The sequence below is a fragment of the Gordonia sp. ALPHA1B1 genome (assembly GCF_005502615.1).
In the GTDB taxonomy this organism is placed as follows: Bacteria; Actinomycetota; Actinomycetes; order Mycobacteriales; family Mycobacteriaceae; genus Gordonia; species Gordonia hongkongensis.
The window spans coordinates 1-9,759 of the sequence record NZ_SCOC01000067.1 but is presented as its reverse complement, the minus strand read 5'-3'; the positions used below and the strand labels follow the sequence as shown (position 1 = coordinate 9,759).

Genomic DNA, 9,759 nt, shown 5'->3' with positions numbered 1-9,759 from the left:
CAGCCTGAGCCTTGTACTCCGGCGTAAACGACCGCCTCCTGGACATGTCGACATCCTTCCAGCAGGACCCCTGGCCCCACTATCTCGGTGTCCACTCAAACTGGGGAGGCTCAAAGCACTTGGCGACGCACCTCGGCACTTCCGAGCCTAGCTGCCAACGTACTGAAGATTCGTTCCTCATCGGTCCACGTCCAGCCTCTTGAGCTTAGGAGCGCCAGGTGCCTAGCTTCTTGCACAGCTCCAAGGCTCGCACAGGCTAGCGGTCAGGTCGAAGCGGGAGCGGACTAACTGCGTCCCCGCCTGCGGGACAGTCATAAGGCCTTTGTCGGCTTATGCGACGGGCAACCGGGTTTGGGCCGAAGTGGACCGCACAATTCTGGAATGCGCGGCCACACAAGCACGTCGTTCTGCGCCGGGCCCAGTTGCAGAACACCAGCAAGCCCGGAAGGGGTGCCTCGATCAGGGCACTCACCTCACGGCGCGAAACCGATGACCGCGGTGCCCTTCTGGCAGGCCGCGAGGACGCCTTCGAGCTGAGACGGCGCGCAGGTCCAGCCGGCCACCGACTGCTGCTGACCGGTGGTGATCTTCGGTCCGTACTGGGTGGCGATGGTCCGTGCCGAATCGCAGGACACGTCACCGGCGAGGATCATGACTCGCAACGCGCCGTCGGGGCCCGGGATGGTGCCGCAACTGGTGTCGGAATCGTCGGACGCGGTCGCACTCGACGCCGTGGTCGACACCGGCTTGCGACCGGGGACCACCGGCGGCGAGGTGGCGGGCTGTTCGGCGGACTGTGATCCCGACTCCGCGGCGCCGGCCTGAGAGGTCGACGAAGCGGTGGTCACGTCCTGTTCCGCGCCGCAGGCCACGAGCGTCGATATCGCCGCCGCGAGTCCGAGAGTCGCCGCCGCGACCCTGATCGGTCGGCGAGTGCGGCTCGTGGTGGGACCGGTGGGACGAGTTCTGCGCGACATGGTTCACCACGGTAGCGAATGCGGTGTCGTCGACCGCACAGGTAGCCGGCGCCGGCCGTCGGTTTGGGGTGGGCGCGCCCGACCTGCGAAGATGCTGGACGTGAGCAGTACCGGAACCGAAGTCGCCGACCCCACCTACGCCGTCGGCACCACCCTCGCCGGCACCCGTGGGCGCACGGGGACGATCACCACACCGCATGGTCCGATCCACACCCCCGCGTTCATCCCCGTCGGTACCAAGGCCACCGTGAAGACGGTCCTCCCGGAATCGGTCTCTGCCCTCGGCGCCCAGGCCGTGCTCGCCAACGCCTACCACCTGTATCTGCAGCCGGGGCCGGAGATCATCGACGCGGCCGGCGGGCTCGGCGCGTTCATGAACTGGCGGGGGCCCACGTACACCGACAGCGGCGGCTTCCAGGTGATGTCGCTGGGTGCGGGGTTCAAGAAGGTCATCTCGATGGAGGCCACCGGCACCCCCGACGACGACCTCACCGCCAACGGCAAAGAACGGCTCTCGCGGGTCGACGACGACGGGGTGACCTTCAAGTCGCACCTCGACGGTTCGGCGCATCGTTTCACGCCGGAGGTGTCGATGCAGATCCAACACCAGCTGGGGGCCGACATCATCTTCGCCTTCGACGAGCTGACCACCCTGATGAACACTCGCGAGTACCAGGTGAATTCGCTCGAGCGCACCCGGTTGTGGGCGATTCGCTGTCTCGCCGAACACAATCGGTTGAGCGTCGAACGCGCACACCGGCCGCAACAGTCGCTCTGGGGTGTCATCCAGGGCGCCCAGTACGAGGATCTGCGGCGCAAGGCCGCCCGTGACCTCGTCGCCTTGAGCGAGGCGGACCGCGCTGCCGGCGGAAAGGGCTTCGGCGGTTACGGCATCGGCGGAGCACTCGAGAAGGACAACCTCGGCACCATCGTCGGCTGGGTCAACGACGAACTCCCAGAGGACTCCCCGAAACACCTCTTGGGGATCAGTGAACCCGACGACATCTTCACCGCCATCGAGAACGGCGTCGATACCTTCGACTGCGTATCGCCGACCCGGGTCGCCCGCAACGGTGCGATCTACTCACTGGACGGCCGGTACAACGTCACGAATGCCAAGTATCGCAGTGACTTCCGGCCGCTCGACCCCGAGGTCGAGAACTACACGTCGCAGTACAGCCGGGCCTACCTGCATCATCTGTTCACGGCGAAGGAAGGCCTCGGCCCCACGCTGGCGACGCTGCACAACGTGTCCTTCATCGTCACGCTCGTCGACCGGGCCCGCCAGGCCATCGAGAACGGCACATACACCGAGTACCGCGACGAGTTCCTCCGGCGTTACTACGGAGGTCCCCGGTAGGCGTAAAACACTGCTAGAAGGGCGGTGGGTTGGCGTCGTTCCAGCGCTTCTCGGCGCGTTGGTGGCGTCGGAAGTCGTTGTCGCGCTGGGTGTTGAGTCTGTCGCGGGCGGGGTGATCGGGTGACCGTCTGGGGAAGAGCTTGTTGAACAGGTCGCGTCCGCTGAAGGCGTTGCCGACGAACATGTGCCCGGTGGGTGTGGTGAACCAGGCGGTCTGGAATTCGTCTTGGTGGTCCTGCCAGCTGGTGAAGGTCTTGATGCGGTGATGGAACCGGCACAGCGGTTTGAGGTTGCGCGCATCGGTCGGGCCACCGCGACGCGGGTCGGTGTGATCGAAGGGTTCGGTGTGGTCGAGATCGATCTGCCAGACCGGGGCGTTGCAGCCCGGGAAGGTGCAGCACAGTTCGCCGGCACGCACCAGGGCCTGCAGCTTCTTCGACGGGGTGTACCGCGTTGTCGAACTGTCTGCGTCTGGAGCCGGTGAACCGTCGGGTCCGGTAGGAGCGGGGTGGATGTAGGTGCGGCGCGCTTCGGCGAGCAGCTGCCGGGCGGTGTCGGCGTCGATGATGCCGTGGCGGTCGAGGAAGGCGGGATCGTTGTCGAGACCGATCAGGGTCGACAGGTTCACCACGATGTGAAACGTCGCGCGCGGCGCAGCCGAATCCGACGCCGAGGCGGCCGGCTCAGCCGGGTCATCGACAACGACGTCGGCTGACGGGTCGACGATGGTGTCCGCCTCCGTCATCGCAGCAGTTGGTGCAGGCGGCTCGACGGTCCCCACTGTCGCTGCGTCGGAGTCTGTTGCTGTGTCGGGTTCGGTTGCGGCAGGTCGGCAGTCGTCGCATAGGCACGTGATGGCGGCTTCACCGCGAGCGAGCGCTTTCATAGCATCGACCCTGCGGTTGGCCAACTTTCGCGGGTCACCGGCGTGGACCGCGGTGGCCATCGCTGTCAGGCGGGCGTCGAACTCGGCGGCATCAGCGTTGGGAAGCGTGCCGGAGATCCGGGACTGCCCGGGTGTGAAGCGGTCGGGGGTGATGGTCACCTTGCGGTCGGACTTCACCCGCTCCTTGCGTCGACGGACCGCGTCGGGCGCCCACTTGGCGACGATGGAATCGACCATGGCGGTGAACCGCGCCGTCGACATCGGTGCGCGGGCGAAGATCGCCTCGGCGAGATGGGCGTCCACGGTCTGCATCTCTTCGTCGTCGGTGATGAGATCGGTGCGCTTGAGCGCGATGAGGAAGCGCCGCTTGTCGATTCGACCACACGCGAGTGCGTGTCCGGTGAAGGAGAGTCGGTAGCGCAGTGCGTCGCCGGCCTCGATGAGATCTTTCGCCTCGGCCGGTGTCACGGTGAGGGTGGCGCCGACTTCGGCGATGGCCTGTTCGAGACCGTTGGGCCCGAACTGCTCGTAGGGGTTCTCGCCCGCGGCCACTCGCGCGGACAGGTGCTCGAAGGCTTCGAGGGAGTCGAGTTCGCCGCTGTGCGTCTCGGCGCGCCGCTGGGCGTAGTCCATTTCGCGTTCATCGTGAATGAGGCTGGCCACGACCATCATTCGGTGCGCGGACGCTGCTGCCAAGCCGGCGCAGTGGTTGAGGACCTCGACGAGTTCTGAAGCGGAGAGTTCATGGTCGGGACGAAAGCGCGGCTCGACCGACTCCTGTGGTGGGTCCACCGATGTGGATCCGGCCCCCGCCCCCGATGACATACCTCCACAATACTCGAATATATGTTCGAGTCAAGGGTCTGATCTCGGGATCTCCCGGTGTGATGTATCGGGTCTTCGGTGACAGTTCTGAATCAGGACTTCGGTGACAGTTGGTGTGTCAGGACTTCGGTGACGGTCCGGTCTTCTTGGTGGGACGTGGGCCGCGCGGTCGGCTGTTGCCGACGTAGGTGATGCCGGGAGCGGGCCGGGGGTGTTCGACAATGACTTCTTGTTCGGTGCTGGCGATGACGATTACGTCCTCGTCGATGCCGACGAGGACCTGGTCGAAGGCGTGGTCCACATCGACCATGTAGGTGACTGAGTCCACGCTGATGGTGCCGGAAGTGCTGACAGTTCGTACCAGGACGCCCTCGGGCAGATCGGCGGGTGGGCGCGGCGCCGGCCGCGGGCGCGGTGTAGGTCGGTCGAACACTGACCCACCGGCTATCGGGTGTGGCGCATCGGCTTTCGGTGTGGCTTGCCACGCGGCCAGTGGTGTGACCCGCCCCGGCAGGCCCTGGTGAGGCCGTTGGGTGTTGTAGATGTGATCGAACGCGTCAACCTGGGCCTGCAACTCGGCCAGGGTGTCAGCCAATGGCTGCTTGTCCAGATACCGGAACAGCGTCTGATGGAATCGCTCGTTCTTTCCCTGCGTGGTCGGCTTGTAGGGCTTGCCGGTGATCGTTTCCACCCCGAGCACGCGGACGTGCTCGACGAGCTGGCCGAGACGTCCGCGCCGGGAGGGGTTGAGCGCGGGCCCATTGTCGGTGAGGAGTCGTTGAGGTACTCCGTGGGCGCTCACTGCTTTGTCGAACACGGCGATCGCAGCCTCAGCGGTTTCACCGTCGGCCACATGTGAGCCCACGGCGTAGCGCGAGTGATCGTCGATGAGCTGCAGGATGACGCACCTGCGGCCACCGGTCAGGACGTACTCGGTGCCATCGAGTTGCCAGCACGCATTCGGCGCCGGGTAGACGAACCGCCGCCACGCCGAGCGGGGCTTCTTCTTCGGCTCACGGCGAGCGACACCGGCTTCGCGGAAGATCCGGGCCAGCGAGGCCGTCGAAGGCACCTGCGTCAACCCCATCGACTGCATCTTGTCGTGCACGCTGATCGGCCCGTGATCCAGACCGGATGCTTCCAACGCGGCGCGCACGGCCACCGCCTGCGCTTTGACCTCCTCATTGAGCGCTGACGGGCTCGATTTCGGGCGGCGGGTACGGGGTTCCAGGACCGCCGCCGGCCCATCCACTCGTGCTCGTTTACGCAACTCGTAGAACGACTTCCGCGAAATCCCGTGTTCGGCGCAGAATGTCGAGACCGCTCCGCGGGGTGCATCATCAGGCCACTGCGAGATCGCCAGCCGCACGACAGGATCGATAGGTTCGTTAACTGCCACCGCCTGAGCGTCGAGTGCTCGCAGCGTGAACCGAAGACCAGGGTGCCGGCTTGGCTGCAGCCCATCGGGCATGTCACACCCGCTGAACGGAATCGACGCCTTGTCGCTTGCATTGACGTATGTCAATATTGACGAGTGTCGAATAAGAATCTTCTGCTGCCACCGGGCCGCGGCCTCAGTGGTGACCAGACCGGGGCCCTCACCCCACTGTTGAAGGCGCTTGCGGATCCGGTTCGGTTGCGGTTGTTGTCGGAGGTTGCCGCGCATCCGGGAGGCGAAGCCTGCGTGTGCGACATTTCCGGACCCTTCGAGTTGTCGCAGCCGACGATCTCACATCACCTGAAGGTGCTGCGCGAAGCGGGCTTGGTGACCAGTGAGCGCCGCGCGACGTGGGTGTACTACCGGGTGAACGCTGAAGCGCTGCAGCAACTGTCGGATCTGCTGGGCGATCTCGCTACGGTCGTGGGGGAAACACGCTCGTGTGAGGCCGACCGGTGACCGCCCCTGACACCGCGGTCGCGGGCAAGCTGTCGACGCTGGACCGGTTTCTGCCGGTGTGGATCGGCGCAGCGATGGTCGCCGGACTGCTGCTCGGGCGTATTGTTCCAGGCCTGGGTGACACGTTGGCCGCGGTCGAGGTCGATGGCATCTCGCTGCCGATCGCTCTCGGGTTGCTGATCATGATGTATCCGGTGCTGGCCAAGGTGCGCTACGACAAGCTGGACTCGGTCACCGGCGACCGCCGCCTGCTCCTCGGGTCGCTTCTGCTGAATTGGGTCCTTGGCCCGGCGTTGATGTTCGCGCTGGCCTGGCTGCTGCTCCCGGACTTGCCGGAGTACCGGACCGGACTGATCATCGTCGGGCTGGCCCGATGTATTGCGATGGTCATCATCTGGAACGACCTGGCGTGCGGTGACCGCGAAGCCGCTGCCGTCCTGGTCGCCCTGAACTCGGTGTTTCAGGTGGTGATGTTCGCCGTGCTCGGGTGGTTCTACCTCTCGGTGCTGCCCGGCTGGCTCGGCCTGGAACAGACGACCATCGACGCCTCGCCCTGGCAGATCGCGAAGTCGGTGCTGATTTTCCTCGGCATCCCTTTGGTCGCAGGCTATCTGACCCGCCGGATTGGTGAACGCACCAAGGGTCGTGAGTGGTACGAGTCGTCGTTCTTGCCGCGCCTGGGGCCGTGGGCGCTCTACGGATTGTTGTTCACGATCGTCATCCTGTTCGCGTTGCAGGGTGAGCAGATCACCTCGCAGCCCTGGGATGTCGTGCGGATCGCTCTGCCGCTGCTGATCTACTTTGCGGTGATGTGGGGCGGTGGGTTCGCGCTCGGCGCCGCGATGGGTTTGGGGTATGCGCGCACCACCACGCTGGCATTCACTGCCGCGGGCAACAACTTCGAACTCGCCATCGCGGTTGCGATCGCCACCTACGGTGCGACCTCCGGGCAGGCCCTGGCCGGGGTCATCGGACCGCTCATCGAGGTTCCCGTCCTCGTGGCCTTGGTCTATGTGTCCCTCGCGTTGCGGAAGCGCCTCACCGGCCCGACCGCCGCTGCCAGTTCCAGCCCAGACGGGGTGAAGGAGACCGCTCGCGATGTCTGAGTACATGTTGGACGAACGTCTGAGGCGCGGTGAACACCGCGCCCAACCTGAACTGTTGATGCCCCATACCGTGCTTGCCCGCACGGCCGCTGACCTGGCCGCAAAGTACGAGGGGGTGGTGTCTCGGCAGACGGTCGAACGCTGTGTCTTCGAGTCGTACACCGCGTTACGGCGCACCTCGCGGGTGCATGCGCACCTGACGACTCTCGCCGGCCGGTTCGCTGCCGATCGGTTACGCGCCCTGGCCCAGGCCGAGGGTTCAGTGCCCAAGGATGTGCCCGAGGTGTTGTTCATCTGCGTGCAGAACGCCGGGCGCTCGCAGATGGCTGCCGGACTGCTAACCCATCACGCCGCCGGGCGAGTGCATGTGCGCTCGGCCGGATCGGTGCCGGCTCATTCGATCAACCCGACCGTCGTGGAGGCGATGTCTGAGATCGGTGTCGATCTGGGGACCGAGTACCCCAAGCCGCTCACCGACGATGTGGTCGCCGCCGCTGACGTGGTGGTATCGATGGGTTGCGGCGACGCGTGCCCGATCTATCTCGGCAAGCGTTACCTGGACTGGACGGTCTCTGATCCGCAGGGCCGCCCCCTCAACGAGGTTCGCGCGATCCGCGACGATCTCGATACCCGAGTTCGCGAGCTCTTGGTCGAGCTCGCGACCGAACGTGTGTGACTTTCCCGAGCTTCCACCATCCCCGAAAGGGCTTGTCTGTCATGTCTTCCTCTCGACCCAGCGTGCTGTTCGTGTGCGTCCACAACGCGGGCCGCTCGCAGATGGCCGCCGGTTTCCTCACCGCACTCGGCCACGACAGCGTCGAGGTCCGCTCCGCCGGATCCACACCCGCCGACTCGATCAACCCTGCTGCCATCGAGGCGATGGCTGAAGTTGGTATCGACATCTCTGACCAGTCACCCAAGATCCTCACCCCCGACGCCGTCGAATCCTCCGACGTCGTGATCACCATGGGCTGTGGCGATGCGTGCCCGGTATTCCCCGGCATCAGCTACCGCGACTGGGCCCTCGACGACCCAGCAGGTCAAGGCATTGACGCGGTCCGCCCGATCCGCGACCAGATCCGCAGGCTCGTCGAGGATCTGCTCGACGAACTCGCACCCGCCGACCAGCAGGCCGGCCGATGAACACGCCACCGCAGGTGCTGTTCGTGTGCGTGTCCAACCGCGGAAAATCGGTGATGGCCGAATATCTCACGCCCACGGTCACCCACGAGATCGCAGCATCATCGGCTGGAACCAGTGCGAAGATCGGCGGGCAGGTCAACGAACTGTCTGCCCAGGTGCTCGCCGAAGTCGGCGCCGATGTCGCCGGCCACCAGCCGCGGCAACTGACCGACGAACTGATGCAGGCTGCGGATCTCGTCGTGGTGGTCGGCACCGCCGAGGTCACGCCCCCGCCTGGTGTGGTCCTCGAAGTGTGGGACACCGATGAGCCCTCGCAGCGGGGCATCGACGGCGTCGAGCGGATGCGGCTGATCCGCGACGACATCACTCACCGCATTCGCGCTCTCGCCGACCGACTCACGCGGTAGGCGAGAACGCGACCCGCGGCTCGTCAGCAGCAGGCTGTGCGTGCCTCGGCCGGGTTGGCGGCGCTGCCGCCGCAGCACACCGAACCCGGTTCGGTGTCCTCAGTGGTGGTCTGTTCCAACAGTTTCGGGCTGGTCCCGAACGTGTCGGAATCAGCGAGCACGGTGTAGACCTCCCACTTCTCCTGCGCCGGGCCGGTCACCCACACCTTGTCCTGCGTCGCGAAACAACAGGTCGAGTTGATCTCCTCCTGGGTGAACAGGCCCTCCCCGGACAGCCGGGCGATCTCGGCGTGCACCTTCTCGCTGGATTCGACCTCGACACCGAGGTGGTTGATGGTGCCGCCCTGGCCCGGATTCTCCAGCAGCACCAGCTTCAACGGCGGCTCGACGACTGCGAAGTTGGCGTATCCCGGCTTGCGTTTGGCCGGGGTGGTGTTGAACAGCTTGGAGTAGAACTCGATTGCGGTATCGAGATCATCAACATTGAGCGCGAGCTGCATACGGGACATGGCCATCACCTTCACCTGTGAGACATATATCGAACTACGGTCACCCTGCAGGGTGCCTACCTTTTCGACATATGTCAAGTGACAGGGTATGGTCGGGGCATGCCGAAGACGTTGCCGATGGTCGACATCAGTGCCCCGATCTGCTGCGCCCCGGTATCGGCAGCCCCGCTCGATGACGACACCGCGCTCGAGATCGCGTTGCGGCTCAAGGCTCTTGCCGATCCCGTGCGCATCAAGCTCGTGTCGATCCTGCTCGCCGACACCGGTGACGGAATCTGCACCTGCGATCTCGCGACCGCGGTCGGCCTCACCGAGGCGACGACCAGCCATCACCTGGGTCAGCTCCGTAAGGCCGGCATGGTGAGCCCTGACCGCCGAGGAATGAACGTCTACTACCGCGCACAACCCGACTCGCTAGAAGCACTGCGCAACGTCCTCAGCGCCACCACCGGGTGCTGCTGAACCGGTGCAGACGTTGACGTCGCGGCATTCCACTAGCACCGCCAGAGCCCTGGACTGACGGGCGGGCTGAGGAATGAGGTTCCCCTGAAAAAGTGGACACGGTTAGCTTGTTTGCTGACTTGTGTGTGATCTGATTTCGAAGTCGATAGGTGAGACCATCCCTAGCGAGCTATGCCTTCTGTCATGG

10 protein-coding genes and 1 pseudogene are annotated in these 9,759 nt (G+C 65.2%); 7 read left to right on the top strand and 4 right to left on the bottom strand.

Annotated elements, in window-relative coordinates:
* Positions 1-473: 473 nt before the first annotated feature.
* On the bottom strand, positions 474-977 hold the full coding sequence (locus FFS52_RS23040; protein WP_171011718.1) for a hypothetical protein: 504 nt from the start codon (positions 975-977) through the stop codon (positions 474-476).
* 91 nt (positions 978-1,068) lie between these two features.
* Here FFS52_RS23040 and tgt point away from each other — a divergent pair, with 91 nt between their 5' ends.
* On the top strand, positions 1,069-2,337 hold the full coding sequence (tgt, locus tag FFS52_RS23035; protein ID WP_137811034.1) for a tRNA guanosine(34) transglycosylase Tgt: 1,269 nt from the start codon (positions 1,069-1,071) through the stop codon (positions 2,335-2,337).
* 13 nt (positions 2,338-2,350) lie between these two features.
* On the opposite strand, the gene FFS52_RS23030 is transcribed toward tgt, so the two are convergent.
* Positions 2,351-3,892: an HNH endonuclease signature motif containing protein gene (locus FFS52_RS23030; RefSeq protein WP_238995114.1), complete on the bottom strand. Its 1,542-nt coding sequence runs from the start codon at positions 3,890-3,892 to the stop codon at positions 2,351-2,353.
* Positions 3,893-4,140: 248 nt separating this feature from the next.
* Positions 4,141-5,429: pseudogene (locus FFS52_RS23025) on the bottom strand (IS481 family transposase).
* Positions 5,430-5,582: 153 nt separating this feature from the next.
* Here FFS52_RS23025 and FFS52_RS23020 point away from each other — a divergent pair.
* The 5 genes from FFS52_RS23020 to FFS52_RS23000 are packed head-to-tail and all read left to right on the top strand — an operon-like array spanning position 5,583 to position 8,601.
* On the top strand, positions 5,583-5,945 hold the full coding sequence (locus tag FFS52_RS23020; protein WP_137811031.1) for a metalloregulator ArsR/SmtB family transcription factor: 363 nt from the start codon (positions 5,583-5,585) through the stop codon (positions 5,943-5,945).
* Positions 5,942-7,051: an ACR3 family arsenite efflux transporter gene (gene arsB, locus FFS52_RS23015; RefSeq protein WP_137811030.1), complete on the top strand. Its 1,110-nt coding sequence runs from the start codon at positions 5,942-5,944 to the stop codon at positions 7,049-7,051. The genes FFS52_RS23020 and arsB overlap by 4 nt, the downstream gene beginning before the upstream one ends.
* Complete coding sequence (locus FFS52_RS23010) at positions 7,044-7,727, top strand: arsenate reductase ArsC (RefSeq protein ID WP_137811029.1); 684 nt, start codon at positions 7,044-7,046, stop codon at positions 7,725-7,727. Before arsB ends, FFS52_RS23010 begins: the two co-directional genes overlap by 8 nt.
* Before the next feature lie 41 nt (positions 7,728-7,768).
* On the top strand, positions 7,769-8,194 hold the full coding sequence (locus FFS52_RS23005) for an arsenate reductase ArsC (protein ID WP_137811028.1): 426 nt from the start codon (positions 7,769-7,771) through the stop codon (positions 8,192-8,194).
* Positions 8,191-8,601, top strand: coding sequence for a low molecular weight phosphatase family protein (locus FFS52_RS23000; protein ID WP_137811027.1), 411 nt, complete (start codon positions 8,191-8,193; stop codon positions 8,599-8,601). The genes FFS52_RS23005 and FFS52_RS23000 overlap by 4 nt, the downstream gene beginning before the upstream one ends.
* Positions 8,602-8,624: 23 nt before the next feature.
* Here the strand turns inward: FFS52_RS23000 and FFS52_RS22995 are convergent, their stop codons facing one another.
* Entirely contained in the window at positions 8,625-9,110 is a 486-nt protein-coding gene (locus FFS52_RS22995; RefSeq protein WP_171011717.1) for an ArsI/CadI family heavy metal resistance metalloenzyme, read from the bottom strand.
* Between the two features lie 99 nt (positions 9,111-9,209).
* Here FFS52_RS22995 and FFS52_RS22990 point away from each other — a divergent pair, with 99 nt between their 5' ends.
* A complete protein-coding gene (locus tag FFS52_RS22990; RefSeq protein WP_137811025.1) occupies positions 9,210-9,572 on the top strand; it encodes an Rv2640c family ArsR-like transcriptional regulator in 363 nt (120 codons plus the stop codon).
* Positions 9,573-9,759 lie beyond the last annotated feature (187 nt).